This is a genomic window from Exiguobacterium sp. RM11 (genome assembly GCF_059821525.1).
Genome location: NZ_CM187558.1, coordinates 2,323,636 through 2,343,896, shown reverse-complemented (window position 1 = coordinate 2,343,896; position 20,261 = coordinate 2,323,636). Strand labels below are relative to the sequence as shown.

The window sequence follows — 20,261 nt, the reverse complement described above, 5'->3', positions numbered from 1 at the left end:
CATACACACATCCTTCTCATTCCTCTACGTGGTGAAATTCGTCATCGGGCCGACATCGATGCGTACGCTTATTGCTCACCTTAGAGGAGGGATCGACATCATGATACACAACATCCAACGCTTCCTTGCGCTATTCACCATCCTCATGCTCCTTTCCACACTGATGCCCGCCAATCTCGCACATGCAGATACGACCACGTTCCGATATATTCAACTGAACCTGACGGACGAAGAAGTCGAAACATTATATGAAGCAAGTCTCGTTTACGAAGACATCACGTATTATGGAGTACGTGAATCTGCTGACATTTGGCGCTTTATGATTGATGCAGAAACGGTCGATGACTCATTGATTGACTTGGTCACCCTTTATAATACTGAAGGTGTTCCGTACACGTTTATCCCGAATACCATCACGGAAGCGTATCCCGTCGAAGTGGAGGAACCACCTGTTGTGACTGAACCAGATGAACCAGAAGAGACAATGCCCCCCGTTGAAACAGAACCAGAGCCGGTCGTGGAAGAACCGATGACTGAACCGACGTTGCCGGTGCTCGCTTTAGAAGCACAGAACATCGCCGGGGTCGACAAGGCTGTTGTCGGGGGAGAAATATCGTATACGTTCAATGTAGAAAATACAGGAGACACACCGTTGATGGTGACAGAACTCTCTCATGAGTATGTGAGCGGAGACATCGATCATCAATCGATCGAATCGTTGAATCAAAACGTGTTTGATCGTTTGCATAAATTAATAGGAGAAGATGGTCTCTTGCCGGGTGAACGGGTGGAAGTGACAGCAATCTTGTCCGTTCCGTCTGATTATTCAATCCACACACACCCTGAGATTGGCAGTCTGTTTCGTGTGACGGGAGTGGACGAATATGACCGTGTCGTCACAGCAGAAAGTCAACAAATCGTGCTCTTGCAACAACCTGATTTTACAGTGTCAGGAACGAGCGAATTGGCGACCGTTCAGCCTGGGGAACCTGTCCGATACACATATACAGTGACGAACACCTCTAACGTCACCTTGCTCCTGTCTGATGTGACACTCACATGGCCGAGCGGCGCCTTGACATATGAGGAACAACAGATGGCAAATGAACGATTCATGAAGCAGGTTCAATCGATTCCTCAATTCCTCAACGGATTTGGACCGGAAGAAGTCGTCACGTTTTCATTTGAACTCCCGCTTCTCCCGTCCTATGACGTCCGAGCTGGAGCGGAATTGGTTCAACAGGCAACATTTACGCTCTATGTGAACGAAGGGGTGACCGTCACTCGCTTTGTCGATGTGCCGGTTGCAGTAAAACAACCTGTTCCAATCAAAGAGGACGAACCGAAACAAGTTCCTGAGAAAGAAGCGAAAATCGAAACACCAGTCGTGAAAGAGCGAGAGACTCCCCCGGTGCAACTCGAAGATGAGGTGGACACGTATTCGCAAAATGTGCTCCCGATGACAGGAGAGACGAACGAAACGTGGCATGCGATGCTTGGGCTCCTCTTGTTTGCATCTGGACTCCTCTTGATGATTCGTCGGAAGCACCCATCCACCAAATAACGATTGTGTATCCCTCCTTGTCTAATTCAGGAGGGATTTCTTCTGATTCCGCTTCGATACTTTTTTCGTGGAACGATTTTGTTATAATGAACAAAGTGAAATAGGAAACGATGTTCAAAGGAGCTAGACATAGATGAAATGGAAACAACTCGTCATCCCGACAATGGCCTCTGCGCTTTTGTTAAGCGGATGTTCAATGAAAATCCCGATGGGTGAAGAAGAAGCGACACCAACCGGCGAAGAAACAGCAGCAGAAGGTGTCACACAAACGATCGAAGCACGTGACTCTTATTATCAAATGGTCATTCCGTTCAAAGCGGCAGCGGCGCGAGGACTTGCCCAGCGCCAAGTGAGCTCGTCGTTAGAGCTTGAAGAGGTCGAACTCGGTCTCATGCGCCACTCGACAGACGCGTTTGACCCAGACAAATTCGCCTATCAGGAAGGACAGCTTTTAAATGCGGAAGATGTCTCTACTTTACTTGGACGTAAAGGTGGTAGTGACGAAGGGTTAACGCCATTAAACCCGGCGTATGCGGACGGGAAGGCAGAAGTTGAGGACGACAAGTTTGTCGATGCGAACAAGAAGTCACCTCTTTATTTGGCGTCAATCGTAGAACAGAACTATATGACGAAAGCGGATAGCGGATATCAGCTTGGCGGTGTGTCGTTCGCACTCATTTTGAATCGTGAGTATGTCTTCCAGGCACCGAACTACGGACCGACCTACACGGTGAAACTCGACCAGAAGAAAGTAATCGCAGAAGGTGAACGAATGGCGAACGAACTTGTCGCCCAGTTACGGAAGCGAGAAGATTTTAAAGATTTGGATATAAACGTCGCACTCTATATGAAGTCGACCCAAGGTTCACCGACTCCGGGGAACTATATCAAATCAGCCTTTGTCGGAACGGATGATCAGGTCGCAACCGGTGACTGGAAAGCCATCGATGAGAAGTACTACTACTTCCCATCCGCGACAGCAACGAACGATGTCCGTGAGGACGCTCAGAAATTCACGCTGTTCAGTGACCGAATTGCCGACCTCTTCCCAGACTATAGCGGGATGATCGGAAAAGGCTTTTATCAAAACGGTGACTTGTCACGACTGGAAATCGACATTCCGATCCAATTCTATAGTCGCGCCGAGCTCGTCGGATTCACACAACACGTGGTCGGCTTGCTCGAAAACCGCTGGGAATATAGCCGGAATGTGCCGGTTCGCATCAACGTGACGTCACTTGGCGGAGACCCTGAAGTGACAATTGTGTTTGAGGACGGCATGGATAGCCCGAAAGTATACTTCTAATCGAGAAGAGGTTCGTTTTTTGAAACGAATCTCTTCTTTTTTTCGTATGAAAAGTGAAAGGATTATCTTTGACCTTATTTGACCAATTGAGTAGAATAGAGTTAACAGAAACGGGAAAGGGATAGGTGAGGTGAATCCATATGGCTAAAAACTATTACGACGAGCTCGGTGTCTCAAAGGGAGCAACCGAACAAGAGATTAAACGTGCATACCGGAAGTTGGCGAAACAGTACCATCCGGACGTCAATAAAGATCCTGGCGCACAAGAACGATTCAAGTCGGTCCAGGAAGCGTTTGACGTATTGAGCGACCCAGAGAAAAAAGCAAACTATGACCGATACGGTAGCCCGGATGGACCGTCGTTCGGACAAGGATTCGGAGGCGGTGGAGAAACTTACGGGGAAGGCTCGTCGCAGTTCGAAGATCTATTCCGACAATTCGGAGGCGGATCGCGTACGACCTCGCGAACTTTCGGATTTGAAGATATGTTTGGAAGCTTCTTTGACCAAGCAGTCGAGGAAGACTTGGATGAGACCGTACGTGTCAACATCCCGCTCAGTCAATTGACGAAAGAGTCAAAAGTGAGCCTTCGCCTTCAGACTGGCACGGTGAACGTCAAGATTCCACAAGGTGCCTATGAAGGTCAAAAGTTGCGATTAAAAGGAAAAGGAAGTCGCGTCGGACAATCGGGAAACCGAGGAGATGTATACGTCGAGCTTCATTTTGCGGATGACGATACGTATCGTCGTGAAGGAGAGCATATCGTGACAGTGAAACGATTGCGTCCGCTCGAATTTTTAGACGGAGCGAGCGTCATCATTGCCACGCTCGACGGGGGACGCGTGAAGTTGAAAGTGAAACCAGGAAGCCGTCCGGGACAACGGATGCGGATTCCGGGTCGTGGTGTCATGACCGGCTCGAAGGTGCGGTCGGACTTATTCGTCCAACTCGAGGTCGACCTGCCTCTTGATGAGAAGTACCGTTCTGTTTATGAGCAAATCGAAGGTTAATGGATAAGGAGGAATCGTGATGGACTTTAATCGTTTTACAGATAAAGCACATGAATGCATTGTCAGTTCACAGGCGTTAGCGAAACAATATCATCATAGTGAAATCAATGAGTGGCACGTCTTGGCGTCCATGATTTCACAGACGGACGGGATCGCACCGTTGCTGTTTCAAAAAATGGAAATCAATGTGTCTGAGATTGAAGGCGAAGTCGCGCTTTCTTTAAGAAATGCACCGAAACTTCAAAATCCGACGACACCAATGATTTCGGCTTCTTTGCTAAACGTTCTAACGACGGCGGAGCGGGAAGCGACAGGGATGAACGATGAATACGTATCGGTCGAACATATTTTACTCGGCATCTTGTTGAACAGTAGTCAAGCGCAGGCGATGCTCGAGCGAAAAGGAATCACAGAAGAACGACTCCGTGAGGCGCTCGTCGCCGTACGAGGCAATCGTCGGATCACATCGAAGTCGCCTGAAGCGACGTATGACGTCTTGACGAAATACGGACGAGACCTCATTCAAGAAGTGAAGACCGGGAAAATCGATCCGGTCATCGGACGCGATAGCGAGATTCGTCGCGTCATCCGGATTTTGAGTCGGAAAACGAAAAACAACCCGGTCCTCATCGGGGAACCGGGTGTCGGGAAGACAGCAATCGTCGAAGGACTCGCTCAGCGAATCGTCCGAGGTGACGTACCGGAGAGCTTGAAAGACAAAACGATCTTCAGTCTCGATATGAGCTCGCTTGTCGCCGGTGCGAAATACCGTGGTGAGTTTGAGGAACGTCTTCAAGCTGTCTTATCTGAAGTGAAAGAGGCGGAAGGTACAATCATCCTCTTCATCGATGAGTTGCATACAATTGTCGGGGCAGGAAAGTCGGAAGGGTCGATGGATGCCGGGAACATGTTAAAACCGATGCTCGCCCGAGGTGAGCTGCACTGTATCGGTGCGACAACGCTAGATGAGTATCGCCAATATATCGAAAAAGATCCTGCTCTTGAGCGGCGTTTCCAACAAGTTCTCGTAGCTGAACCGGACGTTGAGGATACGGTCTCAATCTTGCGTGGTTTAAAAGAACGCTTCGAGATTCACCACGGGGTACGCATCCACGATAACGCCCTCGTCGCAGCTGCTGTCTTGTCAAATCGTTATATCACGGACCGCTTCATGCCGGACAAGGCGATTGATCTTGTCGACGAGTCGTGTGCGATGATTCGGACAGAGATGGAATCGATGCCGGCTGAACTCGATGAGTTGGTTCGTCGGGTCATGCAACTTGAAATCGAAGAGGCGGCGCTTAAGAAAGAGAGCGATGCAGCTTCCATGAAACGACTCGAAGCACTCCAACAAGAATTGGCATCGCTCCGTGAACAGTCTGACTCGTTACGTCTCCGCTGGGAGAATGAGAAAGAGTCGACGCACCGCGTGCAGCAAATCCGTGGAGATCTTGAAAAGGTACGCCTCGAGTTACAAGAAGCAGAAAGTCGTTACGACTTGAACCGGGCTTCGGAACTGAAATATGGACGAATCCCAGAGCTCGAGCGAGAGCTAGAAGAAGCGGAACAGTTGGCGAGTTCGGTGACACGCGAACTCGTGCGGGAAGAAGTGACGGAAGAAGAAATCGCCGAGGTCGTCTCAAAATGGACCGGTATCCCGGTGACGAAACTGACAGAAGGAGAGCGAGATAAACTGCTTAACTTAGAAGCGGTTTTACACAAGCGTGTCTTCGGTCAAGATGATGCGATTCGTTTAGTCAGTGATGCGGTCATTCGTGCTCGCGCCGGAATCAAAGATCCGAACCGTCCAATCGGTTCCTTCCTCTTCCTCGGGCCGACTGGAGTCGGGAAGACGGAACTCGGGAAGGCGCTCGCAGAAGCGATGTTTGATTCGGAAGACCATATTGTTCGACTCGATATGAGTGAATATATGGAGAAACATGCCGTATCACGACTTGTCGGTGCACCTCCTGGCTATATCGGATATGAGGAAGGCGGCCAGTTGACGGAAGCGGTTCGCCGTAACCCGTACTCGGTTCTCTTACTCGATGAGGTCGAGAAGGCACATCCGGACGTCTTCAACATCTTGTTGCAACTGCTCGATGATGGTCGATTGACCGATTCGCACGGGCGCATCGTCGATTTTAAAAATACAATCGTCATCATGACGTCGAACATCGGGGCAGATATTTTGCTTGAAGCAGCGAGAGACGGTGTGATTGATGAAGATGAGGAGCGCCAAGTACTCGAGAAGCTTCGCCGCCATTTCCGTCCTGAGTTCTTGAACCGGGTCGATGAAACGATTCTGTTCCATCCGCTCACGAAGGATCAAATCGGTCAAATCGTCGAGAAGGCGGTCGGACGAATGAGTGAACGACTCACGACGCGCTCGATTCATATCGAGATCACAGACGCAGCAAAAACGTTCGTCGCCGATGAAGCGTACGAACCTCAATTTGGTGCCCGTCCAATCAACCGTTACGTACAACGGACAATCGAGACGAAACTTGCCCGAAGCATCTTAGCCGGGGATGTCGAAGATGGTCAAACGGTCGTCATCGATGTCGAGAACGGGGAATTGACGTTACGTCCATCGACGGTCAATGCATAAGGAAAGAGGAATCCAAAATCGGATTCCTCTTTTATGTACGTTGATGTTTTCGTCGCAAAAGCAGAAAACTGACACCTATAAAAGTGAGATAGAGCACCGTTCCGAAAAATAAGTTGAGTACCCACGGGATTGTTCCCATAAATGTGGCGCGGGTTGCTTCCTGAAACCAGAGCAGTAACCAAAAGAATAAGCCAAGACTCGTTGCGAGTAGCGTATAAAACCCCAACAAGCCTTGTTTCGTCCATCGCTTAATTCCAAATCCCAATAAAGTCGTAACGACAAAAATCGCACCTAGCCCAATATAAAACAATCCATCGATTGGTAATGACTGCACCTACATGACTCCCTTCTCACCATCAGATTCATATAGTCTCATCTTACACTGTGAGGAAATAAATGGGAATCTTTATTGTGAAATGAGAGGACGTTCTGGCTGATAGATACAGTACGGTTCTGCCTCCTTATAATCACCAGTAACCGCATAGGCTCTGGCCCGCGAACCACCACATAGATAGCGATATTCGCAATATCCGCACTTTCCGTGATGACTATCCGGATCACGCAACGCTTTGAAGGTCGGATGATGACGATAAATATCGGCGAGTGGTGTCGTTCTGACGTTCCCGCAAAGAATCGGTAAAAATCCAGAAGGTTGGACGTCACCTGTGTGCGAGACAAAGACAAATCCGTTCCCGTCATTCGTTCCGCGAGGGGCCTTCGCCAAATCATCATGAGGATGTCCGATGGGAGGAAGTCCTTCTGCTTTTCGCCGCTGATTTTCTTGTCGTGCCACCCGTCGATAAAACTGGGCTTCCGTCGTCGAGATGATGAACGGCGCCGTCTCTTGTAACGAGAACGCCCACTTCAGCACCTCTTCATGTCGCTCGGGAGAGATGGGGTGTAACAGGGATCCTCGCCCGGTCGGCACAAGGAAAAAGAGCGTCCAGACCGATACACCGAGGGACTCCACGAGTTTTGCCATCTCGGGTAAGCGGTCGACGTTATATTCAGTCACCGTCGTATTGATTTGAAACGACATGCCTTCTTCTCGGAAGTAGGAGATTCCTCGGATGGTACGGTCGAAACTGCCGCGTGTTCCTCTAAAGTAATCGTGTGTCTGTGCATCTGGACCGTCGATGGAAAACGCCCAACGTGACAACCCGGCAGCTTTTGCTCGTTTCACGGCATCACGGGTGACGCGGGGTGTGGCAGAGGGTGTCATCGAGACACGCATCCCGAGGGATGAGGCGTATGCGGTCAATTCAAACAAATCTTCGCGCATGAGGGGATCTCCACCTGTGAAGACGAGAATTGGATTGTCCATTGCATGAATATCACGAATGAGTGCCTTCCCTTCTTCCGTGTCGAGTTCATTTTCGTATCGATGAAACTGTGCCTCGGCCCGGCAATGGACACAGGAGAGGGCGCAAGCACGTGTCACTTCCCAAATGACGATAAACGGGTTCTCGTTATAGTCGATGTGCTTCATACCGTCACCACCTGTTTGAGTTTCAGGTTGTTGACTGCTTGTTTTGCGGAATCGACACAATCTGGTAAGCCAACCCCATGGAGAATGGCGCCACACGCCTCGACTCCGTCCCACTTCGCGAGTGCTTCTTCAAAGGCGCGGACATCTTGTTTATGTCCGACCTCATATTGGGGCATCGTTTGAACGTGACGTTTGACTTTCGTGAAGAGTGGTGTCCCGACTTGTTGAATACGGCGGAGTTCGTGTAAGGCGAATGTCGCAATCGTATCATCCTCTTCGTGCAACAAAGAAGAAACATAATCAGAACCGATGTACATCCGAATCAACGCTTTCCCTTCAGGTGCCATATGTGGCCACTTCTTATGCATCCAACTGCAAGCGGTCAAAGCGTTACCTTCAGACTTGGCGATGACGTAACCTGTCCCGTCTAGCGCCTCGACTTCTGATTCGTCGAATGCGGCAAGAACGGTCATGGAGGACGTTCGCTTACGAGTCGACAAACGCTCGGCTTCCGGAAAACCGAGTAACGGCCCGAGCATGTTTGGGGAAGTCGCAAGAATGATCCCGTCAAACTGCTCGACCGTTCCATCCGCCAATGTGATTTCATGCGGTCTTACGGACTTGACGATTGTCTTCAGTACGAGACGGTCAATGGAAGGACGAAGTGCTTCGACGAGTGCACCGAGTCCTTGATCGATGGATAAAAACTTTCCGGTCTCAGACGGTTTCACTCCAGCCTGAGAAGGGGGCGTGAGTGCTTTCATCCCGAGAATCAGACTGCGAGTTTTTTGTTCAATCGTGATAAACTGAGGGAAAGTAGACTCGATGCTCATATCGTCGAGCGTTCCGTTATAAATCCCGGACAGAAGGGGCTCGATCATCGTGTCAACGACTTCTGATCCGAGTCTCGTCCGAAAGAAGCGGTCGAGCGAGATGTCCTCTCCTTCATACACACGCGGAATGACAAGGTCGAGTCCTGCACGAAATTTCCCTCTCCACGTAAAGAGATCCGTTTTTACCATCGGCCAAAACTTGGTCGGAATACCCATGACCGATCCGGCTGGCATTTGTCTCAGTTGTTGACGTACGTAAATGTAAGAGGTCCCGGTTTTAGAACGAACGAGTTGGTCCTCAAGGCCGAGGTCGGTAATGAGAGACGTCAAGGTCGGCTTACGCGCCATATAACCGTCCGGCCCGGTCTCTAACGTAAATCCATCTCGATAGATGGTTTTGATTTTTCCGCCGAGACGATCCTGTGCTTCGAACAGTGTGACGTGTGCGCCGGCTTCTTTGGCATAATGTGCGGCGGCCAGCCCGGCGATGCCACCTCCGATAATTGCGATTTGATTCAATCGATTCACCCATTTCTGTAAAGTTCTTGTCGTATTAACGGTACCGAGAATATAGACGCAGACATAGGATAAGTGTCACGGAGTTCTAGACAAATTTGTCACGAATTCGAAAGGGGACGATGAAATGATGGCTTTCATCATTGTCGCGACTGTCATTGTGTCAGGTGTGGTTGGTTTTATTGTGACGATGAATCGGCATGGGGAAAAATTGGTCGGGGACGAAGAAAGTCCACCGATGATTTGGGCGGATGAAGAGTGGTATAAAGAAGATGGACCGCCAGACGGGTAATATGATAAGATGACCCGGTTGAAATTTGATGGAACATGAGGTGATCGAATGAATGTACTCGAACAACAGTTGAACCACTTGATTGATGAGTGTCGTCCGTATACGGCTCAGGGGAAAGTGGCAGACTACATCCCAGAACTGGCGCATGTGAAAAACGATTTACTCGGGGTGGCGATTTGTTTGCCGGACGGTACGTATATTCACGCTGGGGACGTTCATCACAAGTTTACGATTCAAAGTGTATCGAAGGCGCTGACGCTTTGTTATGTATTGATGGAATTTGGGGAAGACTATGTGTTTTCAAAAGTGGGGATGGAACCGACGGGAGATGCGTTCAACTCGATCGCGAAACTCGAGGAGACGGTCCCGTCAAAACCATTGAATCCGATGATCAATGCAGGAGCGTTAGCGGTGACGAGTATGATTTTAGGGGAGACGGCTGACTTAAAGATTTATCAGTTCCGCCAATTTTTAGCGACCTTGTTGAATCGACCCGTAGAGGAGATTACGTACGATGAAAAAGTCGCTCGCTCTGAATACGAGACGACCGACTTGAATCGCGCACTCCTCTATTTCATGCGCCATCATGGAATTGTAGAAGGAGACGTCGATGAGATTATCGACGTATATACGAAACAATGTGCCATTGAAATCGATTGTTTTGACTTAGCACGAATCGGGCGTGTCTTCGCAGGGAACGGGGAAGACCCGGAGACAGGTGAAGAATTAATTCCCCGTCGTGTCGTCCGGATCGTCAAAGCCATCATGACGACATGTGGCATGTACGATGCATCAGGCGAGTTCGCCGTCCGTGTCGGTCTTCCCGGAAAGAGTGGGGTGTCGGGTGCGATTTTAGCAGTCGGGAACCACGAACTGGATTTGAATAACGTCGGGTTTGGCATCTTCGGTCCGGCGCTTGATTCAAAAGGGAATTCGATCGCGGGGATGAAGTTGCTTGAACTATTGATTGAACGGTATACATCGCGTTAAATTGATAGGTGCTCCACGGATTCATCAAGTTCCTGCTGTAAGACTTCAACTTTTTTGTCATATGGGGATTGCAGGTCGGTAGGAGGGGTGAAGGCCAGCCAACGCTTCAACAGTTGATCATGGTCATTCATCTCACCGAGTTCGGTTTGCATCTTTTTTAACGTACGGACGGTGTCGATTGACGCGTCCGACTCGTAGTTTAACAAATATTCATGCAAGTATCGCTCACGTTTCACGGCTAAGCGAACCTTATGAAGCGCTTCGATTTGTTCTTTTCCACTCGATTGTTCATGATAGATGCGAATTCGTTGTTTGCGTTCGCTTTTCGCCTTTTCTAACATCGGAGAGGCGTTCGTTTTTTTAAACGCACGAAACAACGGTCCGCCGATGAAACGACGAATTTGTTGGTCGAGTGAGGGGGTCATCTTTTCACTGACTCGTGTCGAGAGAATGGTTCGTTCGATGGCCCGTTGCTTTTCCATTGTTTGTAGAAATGCTTCATCAAGCTCAGTTTTTACATCAAACTGTTCGATGAGGACATCGAGGTCACGCACATGACCGAGTGCCTCCATCAATTGTTTGAGTTGCCGGAACGTCGCCGGCTTTGTCTCAAAAATCTGCATGAACGTGATCAGCTTTCGTAAATGAACGCGGGCGCGATGAATGTCCTCGGAATTGTTGAACGAGAGGGCCTCGGTCACGTAGTGGTTGAATGTATTCCACGTTTCTAATAGCTCAAATTTAAGTTTTTCTGCATGCCGTTGATTCATGATATTGTTTCCTTTCTGAAAAAGAGATGAGGGTTGTCCATGTACCAAACACATTCATTGAACGAAAAAATCAAACTGTTCTTTACGATTTTCTTTCCAATCCTAGTCACGCAAGTGTCTTTTTATTTGATTAGCTTTTTTGATACCGTCATGTCCGGACGCGCAGGCGCCGTCGATTTGGCCGGTGTCGGTGTCGGTTCGAGTCTTTGGATGCCCGTTTACACCGGGCTTAGCGGAATCTTGTTGGCAGTTGCCCCGATTGTGTCGCAAGCGCTCGGCGCGCGGGACCGTCAACAAATTCAACGCACGTTATTTCAAGGCATTTACTTAGCCATCATGCTCAGTGTTATCACGCTGACATTAGGATCTTTCCTCGTGCCACTCGCAATCGAAGGGATGGGGCTTAGTACGGAAGGGAAGCGAATCGCGACCCAATACTTACTTGCGCTTGGTTTCGGTGTCTTACCGATGTTCTTGTTCAACGTGCTTCGCACGCTCATGGATGCGCTTGGCAAGACGAGGGTCTCGATGATCCTCATACTATTAGGGTTACCCATTAATGTCGGTTTAAATTACATCTTCATCTTTGGAAAACTCGGGATTCCGGCGTACGGTGGCGTCGGAGCAGGAATCGCCTCGAGCATCACCTATTGGTTGCTCTTTTTCATGGCATTCTTCTTCGTCCGAAACGGAAAACCGTTCCGCGAGTACAAGTTCTTACGGACATCGGAGCGAATCGTCTGGCTCAGACAAAAAGAGTTGTTACAACTCGGGACACCAATCGGGCTAGCAATCTTCGCCGAGGTCAGCATCTTTGCGGCAGTCACACTACTGCTCAGCTCATACGGTGACCAAATCGTCGCGGCACACCAAGCGGCCATTAACTTTGCGTCGTTTGTGTACATGCTCCCGTTGTCGGCATCGAGCGCGTTGACGATTGTCGTCGGGTATGAACTTGGTGCGAAACGACTACAGGACGCCGTTCGATATGCGAAGATTGGGATTTCGCTTTGTCTAGGTGTCTCCATCTTCTCGGGTGCTTTCTTGTTTTGGCAAAATGAACGGGTCGCAGCCATTTATACGAATGACCCGACAGTCGTGGACCTTGCGGCACACTTCATGATTTTCGCCGTGTTCTTCCAGTTATCAGATGCTGTCGCCGCACCGATTCAAGGAATTTTACGAGGGTTCAAAGACGTCAACATTACGTTGGTCCTCTCTCTCGTCGCCTATTGGGTCATCGGCTTACCACTCGGTTATGTGTTGGCGGAGCATGCTGGATTTGGACCGGATGGCTACTGGATTGGATTGATTGCTGGACTGGCTGCCGGAGCGGTCTTATTATTCCTCCGATTAGTGTGGATTGTCCGTCGCTTCGGTACGCTTCAGTCGACGTCATGATACAAAGGTTGTTCACAATTGTGAACAATCTTTTTATTTATAAAGAAATTGGTCTATACAACTATACTTTTATCGGATATGATAACATAGAGGAAAACAAAAAGGAGTGGTGAAGCGATGGGGACATTGATCAATGCTCATATCGTGTCAGCGGAACAAACGTGGGAGCGAGGATATATCAAGTGGAATGGTCAATCGATTGAAGAAATCGGATCGATGGAACAATTTAAGCAACGAGACGAGAGCGTCATCGATGTATCGGGTGCGCTCGTCACGCCTGGCCTCATCGATGTTCATATACACGGGGGATATGAAGTCGACACGATGGACGCGGACGAGTCACGGCTTCGTCAATTAAGTGAAGACATGCTTCAAGAGGGCGTCACGTCATTCTTTGCGACCACGATTACCCAGTCGAAAGAAGCGATTGAACGGGCGTTGACAGCAGTTCGGAATGTCATTGAATCAGAGGATACGACCATCGTCGGGATTCATTTGGAAGGACCATTCGTCAATGTGGAGATGGCGGGTGCACAACCAGCAGAACATATCATTGACCCGGATGCGGAACAATTTCGAAAATGGCAACAGCTTGCCGGTGGTCATATCCGACTCGTCACGTATGCACCGGAACGACCAGGAGCCCGAGCATTTGAAGCAGCCCTTCGTGAATCGGGTGCGATCGGTTCTGCGGGACACACGAATGCGACGTTTGAAGAGAATAAGCAGGCGGGCGTCAAACATGGAACACACTTATATAACCAAATGCGTGGCTTGCATCATCGGGAACCGGGAACGGTCGGATATTGTCTCTTAGAGAAAGGGGTCATGGCCGAAATCATTCCAGATGGGATTCACAGTAGTCCGGAGATGGTCGATTTTGCTTACCGCTTAAAAGGAGCGGATGAACTCGTCGTCATCACGGATGCGATGCGGGCGAAAGGTCTGCCTGACGGACAGTATGAACTTGGGGGTCAACCCGTCAGCGTAGAAGGAGGCGCTGCCCGTCTTGAAGCAGGAAATCTCGCTGGGAGTGTCTTGACGATGGATGCGGCGTTCCGAAATATTCAAGCGTATACGGGATGTACGCTGGAAGAAGCGGTCAAGATGACTTCGACGAATGCGGCAAAAGAATTCGGATTGACGACAAAAGGAGACATCAAATCGGGGTTTGATGCGGACCTTGTCGTTTGGGATGACAGTGCACATGTTCAAATGACAATCGTCAAAGGAAACATTGCATATGAACGGGAGGAACAATGATGAACGTATTAGTCGCAAAGACAGCGAATGACGCGGAACGTATCGCCTATTCGCTCATTAAAGAACGGATTTCAGGGAAGCATGACTTCGTACTCGGTCTCGCGACAGGCAGCACGCCGGTCGGGATGTATCAAATGTTTAAACAAGACGCGCTCGATTGTAGCCATGTGACGAGCGTCAATTTAGATGAATACATCGGTCTATCACCAGAGCATCCACAAAGCTACAACCGCTTTATGAAAGATCGCTTGTTTGACGAAGTGCCGTTCAAACAAAGCCATCTCCCTCAAGGCGATGCGCCAGACCCTGAAGCGGAGGCGGCTCGCTACGAAGGACTCGTTCGGAAGCTTGGTGTCGACTTACAACTTCTTGGTATCGGGGAAAATGGTCACATCGCATTTAATGAACCGGGCACGGCGCTTGATGCGAAGACACATGTGACCGAACTCACCGAATCCACACGAGAGGCAAACCGTCGCTTTTTTGACCGATTGGAAGACGTGCCGACGCATGCGATCACAATGGGACTCGATACAATCATGAATGCGCGTGAGATTGTCCTGGTGGCGACGGGCGAGCGAAAAGCAGAGGCCGTACAACATATGATTGAAAGTGTACCGACGGTCGACTGGCCGGCGACGATCCTTCAAGCGCATCCAGGTGTGACGGTTGTACTCGACGAAGCGGCAGCATCGCGCTGTGCGGAAGCCCTTCAAGCACGAGGACAAGAGGCAGCAACACGATTTTTCACCATCCGGGCTTAATCAACCTGCGGAGACATCTCCGTGGGTTTTTCTGTTTTCAACTGTGGGAAAATGTAAAGAAATGAATTTGTCATCAAAACGTTTTCGACAAATTTCACACTTTCCTCTATAATGAGTGAAGCTCATTACTTTGACTCGAAGGAGACCATTATGAATTCTAGAACACATACTCGTAGACAGCGCAAAGGTCCGTCTGCGTTTTATAAAGTCTTTAGTGCCCTTGTGCTGATTGCGATTATTGCTGGGTCTAGCATTTACGGTACCGCATTTTATAAAGCCCACAACATGTTGTCCGGCACTCAAGTCACGCTAGAGGACGACCCGACGGTTGAACCGACTCGCTTTGACAAAGAAGATACGGAGTCATTTTTGATTTTAGGTACAGACCTTTCTCCACAAAAGAAAGCACGTGGAGAGTATGGACGCTCGGATGTCATGATCGTCGTCATTTTGAACAAGAAAGAAAAGCAGACGACGATGCTCAGTATCCCGCGTGACTCGTACGTCAATATCGATTACACAGGATACAATATCCCTTATGGAAAGACGGGTCTTGATCAAGATAAGATTACACATGCCTACTACTTCGGTTCGATGGATGAATCGAACCCGAACAACGGGATGCGTATGGCAACAAACACGATTGAGGATTTGGTCGGTGTTGAAATCGACCATGTCGTCTCGCTCAACTTCCAAGGATTTGTGGATTTCATCGATGCAGTCGGTGGTGTTGAAATCGACGTTCCATTCTCATCACAACAAAACAGCTATGACGCCTCACGTGAGACCGTACAAATCGAAGAGGGACTTCAGAAACTTTCTGGTGAAGAGGCACTCGCCTATGTCCGTAACCGATATGACGACCCACGTGGAGACATCGGGCGTGGACAACGCCAGATGGAAGTCATCAATGCCGTGCTCGAACAGTCACTTGGTACGTCACTCATCAATAACTATGATAAGGTCTTGAAAGCCGTGGACGATAACATGCAGACGACGCTTGGACCGAATGACTATATGCGTTTGATTGAAGACGTCGGCGCGCTACACAATACGGTGCAATATCAATTGACAGGTGAAGGCGCCCGTGCAGATGACGGCCACTTCTACTATTTCTTAAATGAACCGCTTCTTGAAGAAGTACGCTACCGTGTGCAACAGGCGGACGCAGGCAATCCTGTGGAACCGATGACGGATACGGAATTAGAGTCTTACACGTTAGATCCGAGTGGGGTCACGTACGAAGCGCAATAAAGTTTCACTTACGAAAAATGCAAAACGCTCAGAATTCATTTTCTGAGCGTTTTTTATGTGGCAATGTATTTCAGGTCAGATTGCTTTTTTGTGTGGGATTGCTTGAAAATTGATTTAGTCAATGATGTTCCCACTCAAAAATTTGGTCTCACAGTAAGGACAGCGATCTACATCCTCCACATCAGTGTCATGGTCAAGTCATATTTCTGTTTCGTGCGTTATATGCGATCCATCGCGACGGTCAAGGAGTACGAGTCTCCACGAAAGAGCGAGCGACTATATTCAAACATGTCACCGTTCTCGAGATAAGTACGTTGATCAATCAGCAATACCGGTGCGTTTGGAGAGATGGTCAGCAGTTTCGCTTCCTCGGGGCCGGCGCTACGGGCTTCAAGTGTCTGTGTTGCATTTTTCAAACGTAAACCGTGCTGTTCGGCGTACGCATAAATGGAACCGGTTGCGTCTTCTTTCGTCAGGTCAGGCAATAAACGGACAGGAATGTAGGCAGTCTCGAGCGCGAGCGGATGGTCGTCTGCGAGTCGGAGCCGCTTCATTTCATATACGGGTGTTTGATTCGGGATGCTCAGTTGTTGGGCGATTCGATCCGTTGCCGGGATGACCTCATAGGACAAAAGACGACTGAGTGGTCGCATGCCACGATGTTTGATTTCTTCAGAAAAACTCGTCAGTCCGGACAACGTCATGGCAATCTTTTGACTCGCGACGAATGTCCCTCGTCCTTTTTGACGGCTCAAATAACCGGCGTTGACGAGGTTCATGATGGCTTGACGAATCGTCATGCGACTGACATGAAACTGTTCGGAGAATTCACGTTCTGAAGGTAGCGTGTCTCCTGGCTTTAACAATCCGTCATCAATTTGTTGCTTTAAGTACGCTTCAATTTGATAATAAATAGGTAACGGAGATTGTTTATCGATTTCTAACATATCATTTCGCTCCTGACTGAGAAGATGTATGTTTCATTATAGACGAAATTAGACTAGTTGTCTGAACAGATTTATAGAGAGAAGGTGGAGGACAAGATGAATCAACATACAGTCAATACAATCGTGACCTCAGTAAGTGAGGATGGAAAAGGTCATTGGCATACACTCGAGCATAGTCCTTTTTATGCGGAAGGTGGGGGGCAACCGGCAGACCGGGGATGGATTGATTCGCACGACGTATTAGACGTGCAACTCAAGGAAGGTGAAGTGTGGCATCTGTTGTCAGCAGCATTACCTACCGGAACACCAGTAGTGGCTCGAATCAATGAACATGTGAGACGAGACCATTCCATCCAGCATACTGCCCAACACTTGTTAACGGCGATTTTAGAAGATTGTCATGGCATTCGTACGCTCAGTTTTGGAATTGGGGAAGAAGATTCGTCCATTGAGATTGAGACGGCAGGGATGGACTGGGCTCAAGTTGAAGCACTTGAGCAAGAGATGCAGCAACTCATCTTCGAGAATTATCCGATTCATGTGTATGAAATCGCAGAAGAAAAAGTGGACCGGACGCGCTTACGGAAAGCGACCGATCGAACAGGGATGATTCGAATCGTCGAAATCGAAGGGCTTGATTATAACGCGTGCGGTGGGACTCACGTGGAAACGACAGGGCAACTTGGTACGATTCACGTGACGACGCTCAAAAAAGTAAGAGGAAACATCCGCTTGACGTATGTGGCCGGTAATCGGGCGTTGAAAGCGACACAACGAGCACGAGAAGCGTTACGGACAATCCACCACACGTTCTCGACGACGAATGAATCGGTGGCGGCGCGTGTGATTGAAGAACACACGATTCGTCTTGAACGTGAAAAAGAAATCAAGACGCTCGAAGAACGGATTGCGAAAGCGAAAGTGAAGGCAGTCTTACAAGAAGACAACTATGTAGCATTACATGTGGGACGAACGGAAGCCGAAACGTTGACGACCGCAATTGTTGAACGAATCGCAGCGACCGGACGAATCGCGGTCGGAGCCAACTACAGTACGCAAAAATTATTTGTCATGCATGATGGGACTCATGACATCGCGGTCGGAACATTTCTTCGTGCGGCCCTTCAAGAAATGAAGATTGGTCGCGGTGGTGGAAATCATAAGCAGGCACAAGCACGATTCACTTCGGTCATGGAACTTGAACAAGGGATGGAAGAAATCGTGAGACGATTACAAGAGGGGGTCTTACCATGTTGACGATTCAATCGGGAAAAGAAGCTGAGTTAATCGAGCAGGCCAAGCAAGTACGGGAAATCGTATTCGTTCAGGAACAAGGAATCGATGCGAGTCTCGAATACGATGATTTAGATGATGTTTGTACGCACGTGGTCGGTCTCCTTGATGCGCAACCGGTGACGACAGCACGTCTTCGCCCGGTAGACTCGACTGTCGGGAAAGTGGAGCGGGTGGCGACGATTCAGACGGCCCGAGGTCATGGATATGGAAAAGAGATCATGGACGAAGTCGAACGTGTCGCAAAACAGCAAGGATTAAGTGAACTGCGCCTAGGTGCACAGTTAACGGCGCTTCCGTTCTATGAAAAACTCGGGTACGAGGCGTTCGGAGATGAATTTTTAGATGCCAATATCCCACACCGTATGATGCGGAAAACGTGGTAACTCTTTTTTTGAAATATCCCATTTTTCTAAAAAAAGGTTGGCAAGAAGATTTCGTTTTGTTATAACTAATACTAACAACTGACAGATAGAGGTTGCGAATGACATGAGTAAGCTTGGTTGAAACGGACGCACTCCGGACCGAGCCGAAAGGGGAAATTCGCCGAAGTCGACGTTCACGTGCGTGTGAACGAAGGCTGGGGTAGTCGTGAATAACGCCTACACTGCCATGGTCAACTACCATGGAGCGCTATCTACGGAACGATTCTTTAATCGTTTTTCAACTGCGCGTACAAGCGGCAGGCCGTAGGGAGAGTGCTTCCTACCGGTCTGCCGCTTTTTCTGTTGGTGGACATCTTGAAAGTGGGGAACTTGATGACAACCGTACTGAAATTTGGAGGCAGCTCTGTTGCCACAATCGAACAAATACAAGCCATTTCAGACTATTTACAAACACGTGTGGCGACCGGTGAAAAATTGGTCGTCGTCGTATCAGCAATGGGCAAGACGACGGACTCGCTCCTGTCGCTCGCTAAACAAATCACGGAGCGCCCGATGATTCGTGAACTCGATCGGCTACTCGCCGTCGGGGAAGAACAGACGATTAGTCTACTCAGTATCGCCTTGAACTCGCGAGGCGTACCTGCCATTTCACTCACCGGACAACAAGCCGGAATTGATACGATGGGCATCCATACGAAGAGCAAAATCAAAGCGATTCGTAAAGAAGTATTGCATGAGAAGTTGCGTCAATATGACGTCTTGATTGTCGCTGGTTTCCAAGGTGTGAATGAAGCGGGAGACGTTACGACACTCGGGCGTGGCGGTTCGGATACGACAGCAGTCGCACTTGCGGCCGTCCTCAGTCAACGTTGTGAAATTTATACGGATGTGGCTGGGGTGTATACGACGGACCCGCGGATTCATCCGACGGCGAAGCGCCTCGACACGGTCTCTTATGATGAAATGATGGAGATGAGTGCACTCGGCTCTAAAGTCATGGAAATGCGAAGCGTCGAGCTCGCGAAAAAGTATGACGTGAATATTTTTGTTGGAAAGACGCTCTCGAGCGAAGGAGGAACATGGATCATGGATACGACGCAAGCAATGGAACAGAAAGCAGTCACGAGTGTGAGTGTCGTCAAAAACGTACTCAGTGTCTCGATTAAACACATCCCGCACACGGCAGCCGGAGTCGCGGACATCTTTGAACGATTGTCTGAACGTCACGTCAATATCGATATGATTTCACAGACGGCGTTCGATGGCGAAGTGTTCCTTTCGTTCACATGTCCACTCGACGAAGAGGCGTTCTTAGAAGAGGCACTCGCAGAATTAACAGCGACCTTGCCACAAATCAAAATCGATCGTCATACGGAACACGCAAAAATTTCGGTCGTCGGAATTGGCATGCGAGACGCGACCGGCGTCGCATCAGAACTCTTCGCGACATTCCGCGAGATGGGGATTCCGTTCTACCAAGTCACGACATCTGAGATTAGCATTTCCTACACGATTCAAGAACAAGATGTGGAAGCGGCAGTCGCAGCCATTGCGGCTCGCTTCAACTTATAA

18 protein-coding genes and 1 riboswitch are annotated in these 20,261 nt (G+C 49.1%); of the genes, 13 read left to right on the top strand and 5 right to left on the bottom strand.

What is annotated here, in order from left to right:
- Window positions 1-100 precede the first annotated feature (100 nt).
- From AC5LIL_RS12220 to clpB, 4 genes are all read left to right on the top strand, one after another.
- Complete coding sequence (locus AC5LIL_RS12220) at window positions 101-1,564, top strand: LPXTG cell wall anchor domain-containing protein (protein ID WP_499824237.1); 1,464 nt, start codon at window positions 101-103, stop codon at window positions 1,562-1,564.
- Between the two features lie 133 nt (window positions 1,565-1,697).
- Window positions 1,698-2,870 carry a CamS family sex pheromone protein gene (locus AC5LIL_RS12215; RefSeq protein ID WP_214696743.1) on the top strand — a complete coding sequence of 391 codons (1,173 nt, stop codon included), beginning with the start codon at window positions 1,698-1,700 and terminating at the stop codon, window positions 2,868-2,870.
- 140 nt (window positions 2,871-3,010) lie between these two features.
- Window positions 3,011-3,880 (top strand): DnaJ C-terminal domain-containing protein, encoded by an 870-nt coding sequence (locus tag AC5LIL_RS12210; RefSeq protein WP_499824236.1) that lies wholly within the window; start codon window positions 3,011-3,013, stop codon window positions 3,878-3,880.
- Between the two features lie 19 nt (window positions 3,881-3,899).
- On the top strand, window positions 3,900-6,491 hold the full coding sequence (gene clpB, locus AC5LIL_RS12205) for an ATP-dependent chaperone ClpB (protein WP_499824235.1): 2,592 nt from the start codon (window positions 3,900-3,902) through the stop codon (window positions 6,489-6,491).
- A 31-nt stretch (window positions 6,492-6,522) separates the two neighbouring features.
- Here clpB and AC5LIL_RS12200 read toward each other — a convergent pair whose 3' ends face one another.
- From AC5LIL_RS12200 to hemG, 3 genes are all read right to left on the bottom strand, one after another.
- Complete coding sequence (locus AC5LIL_RS12200; RefSeq protein ID WP_499824234.1) at window positions 6,523-6,825, bottom strand: hypothetical protein; 303 nt, start codon at window positions 6,823-6,825, stop codon at window positions 6,523-6,525.
- Window positions 6,826-6,897: 72 nt separating this feature from the next.
- Window positions 6,898-7,980, bottom strand: a complete 1,083-nt coding sequence (locus tag AC5LIL_RS12195; RefSeq protein WP_499824233.1) for a TIGR04053 family radical SAM/SPASM domain-containing protein — start codon at window positions 7,978-7,980, stop codon at window positions 6,898-6,900.
- On the bottom strand, window positions 7,977-9,341 hold the full coding sequence (gene hemG, locus AC5LIL_RS12190; RefSeq protein ID WP_499824232.1) for a protoporphyrinogen oxidase: 1,365 nt from the start codon (window positions 9,339-9,341) through the stop codon (window positions 7,977-7,979). The genes AC5LIL_RS12195 and hemG overlap by 4 nt, the downstream gene beginning before the upstream one ends.
- A gap of 118 nt (window positions 9,342-9,459) precedes the next feature.
- Between hemG and AC5LIL_RS12185 the strand changes: the two genes are divergently transcribed.
- Together AC5LIL_RS12185 and glsA are read left to right on the top strand one after the other, a co-directional pair.
- The gene (locus tag AC5LIL_RS12185; RefSeq protein WP_214761720.1) at window positions 9,460-9,621 is read left to right on the top strand and encodes a hypothetical protein; all 162 of its coding nucleotides are present in this window, start codon (window positions 9,460-9,462) and stop codon (window positions 9,619-9,621) included.
- Window positions 9,622-9,669: 48 nt separating this feature from the next.
- A complete protein-coding gene (gene glsA, locus AC5LIL_RS12180; protein ID WP_074032972.1) occupies window positions 9,670-10,611 on the top strand; it encodes a glutaminase A in 942 nt (313 codons plus the stop codon).
- Here the strand turns inward: glsA and AC5LIL_RS12175 are convergent.
- The gene (locus AC5LIL_RS12175; protein ID WP_427373523.1) at window positions 10,608-11,381 is read right to left on the bottom strand and encodes a CHAD domain-containing protein; all 774 of its coding nucleotides are present in this window, start codon (window positions 11,379-11,381) and stop codon (window positions 10,608-10,610) included. The genes glsA and AC5LIL_RS12175 overlap by 4 nt on opposite strands.
- Window positions 11,382-11,420: 39 nt before the next feature.
- Here AC5LIL_RS12175 and AC5LIL_RS12170 point away from each other — a divergent pair, with 39 nt between their 5' ends.
- The 4 genes from AC5LIL_RS12170 to AC5LIL_RS12155 all read left to right on the top strand — a co-directional run bounded on the left by AC5LIL_RS12170 (window position 11,421) and on the right by AC5LIL_RS12155 (window position 16,063).
- A complete protein-coding gene (locus AC5LIL_RS12170; RefSeq protein WP_214696765.1) occupies window positions 11,421-12,782 on the top strand; it encodes an MATE family efflux transporter in 1,362 nt (453 codons plus the stop codon).
- Between the two features lie 117 nt (window positions 12,783-12,899).
- Complete coding sequence (nagA, locus tag AC5LIL_RS12165; RefSeq protein ID WP_499824231.1) at window positions 12,900-14,045, top strand: N-acetylglucosamine-6-phosphate deacetylase; 1,146 nt, start codon at window positions 12,900-12,902, stop codon at window positions 14,043-14,045.
- On the top strand, window positions 14,045-14,809 hold the full coding sequence (gene nagB / locus AC5LIL_RS12160; RefSeq protein WP_214747440.1) for a glucosamine-6-phosphate deaminase: 765 nt from the start codon (window positions 14,045-14,047) through the stop codon (window positions 14,807-14,809). The genes nagA and nagB overlap by 1 nt, the downstream gene beginning before the upstream one ends.
- 150 nt (window positions 14,810-14,959) lie before the next feature.
- Window positions 14,960-16,063, top strand: coding sequence for an LCP family protein (locus AC5LIL_RS12155; RefSeq protein WP_499824230.1), 1,104 nt, complete (start codon window positions 14,960-14,962; stop codon window positions 16,061-16,063).
- A gap of 218 nt (window positions 16,064-16,281) precedes the next feature.
- Here AC5LIL_RS12155 and AC5LIL_RS12150 read toward each other — a convergent pair whose 3' ends face one another.
- Window positions 16,282-17,010: a GntR family transcriptional regulator gene (locus AC5LIL_RS12150; RefSeq protein ID WP_074032977.1), complete on the bottom strand. Its 729-nt coding sequence runs from the start codon at window positions 17,008-17,010 to the stop codon at window positions 16,282-16,284.
- Between the two features lie 96 nt (window positions 17,011-17,106).
- On the opposite strand from AC5LIL_RS12150, the gene AC5LIL_RS12145 reads away from it, so the two are divergent.
- The 3 genes from AC5LIL_RS12145 to AC5LIL_RS12135 all read left to right on the top strand — a co-directional run bounded on the left by AC5LIL_RS12145 (window position 17,107) and on the right by AC5LIL_RS12135 (window position 20,261).
- Entirely contained in the window at window positions 17,107-18,267 is a 1,161-nt protein-coding gene (locus AC5LIL_RS12145) for an alanyl-tRNA editing protein (RefSeq protein WP_499824229.1), read from the top strand.
- On the top strand, window positions 18,261-18,689 hold the full coding sequence (locus AC5LIL_RS12140; protein ID WP_427373528.1) for a GNAT family N-acetyltransferase: 429 nt from the start codon (window positions 18,261-18,263) through the stop codon (window positions 18,687-18,689). The genes AC5LIL_RS12145 and AC5LIL_RS12140 overlap by 7 nt, the downstream gene beginning before the upstream one ends.
- 78 nt (window positions 18,690-18,767) lie before the next feature.
- Window positions 18,768-18,947, top strand: a riboswitch (Lysine riboswitch).
- A gap of 114 nt (window positions 18,948-19,061) precedes the next feature.
- A complete protein-coding gene (locus AC5LIL_RS12135; protein ID WP_371743064.1) occupies window positions 19,062-20,261 on the top strand; it encodes an aspartate kinase in 1,200 nt (399 codons plus the stop codon).